This is a genomic window from Psychrobacter sp. 1U2, from assembly GCF_051847575.1.
On record NZ_JBPYDC010001159.1, the window covers coordinates 1 to 682 of the forward strand.

Consider the following 682-nt stretch of genomic DNA (forward strand, 5'->3'; position numbering starts at 1 on the left):
TTCAATATAAGCCTCGTCTAATACCACCAATACCGAACTTGGAATACTGGCAACAAACTTGTGCAATTCTTTATGCTGAAGCTGAGTGCCTGTTGGATTGTTTGGGTTTGCTATAAAAACCATTTTAGTATTAGGATTATCGTCTACTGCTTGACGCATAGCGTCCAAATTGTGACCAAATCGATGCGCAGGCACTTCTACACCTGTTGCGCCTTGCATTCTAGTCACCATCGGGTAGACGATAAAACAATACTGACTATATACTACCACATCATCAGCACTTACAAAGGCACGTGCTAGGATATCCAGCAGATCATTAGAGCCATTGCCTAAAGTAATACACTCTATATTGATGTCAGTAAAATCAGAAAGCGCTTGCTTTAAATAGTGTCCGTTCCCATCTGGATAACGTGCCAGCTTTCCTAATTGCTCGGTTATCGCTAATGTTACTTGCGGCGAGCAGCCTATGGGGTTTTCGTTACTTGCAAGCTTCACTACATTGAAAACCCCATATTCTCGACTCAACTCTTCGACAGGCTTGCCAGTCTGATACGGTGTTAGCTCCAAAATACTATCGTAGGCTGGTGTCAACGGTGACAACGCTAGCTCTGTCGGTTCGTTAGGCTGCATAATTTATCCTAAGATGTTATAACCTATTTATTATGAATGACTTATTATTAGT

General features: G+C 41.8%; 1 protein-coding gene. It reads right to left on the bottom strand.

All coding sequences use genetic code 11. The features are described from left to right. A partial coding sequence (locus ACS8FD_RS20960; RefSeq protein WP_439277288.1) for a pyridoxal phosphate-dependent aminotransferase occupies positions 1–630 on the bottom strand: 630 nt, incomplete at its 3' end. Positions 631–682: the final 52 nt, after the last annotated feature.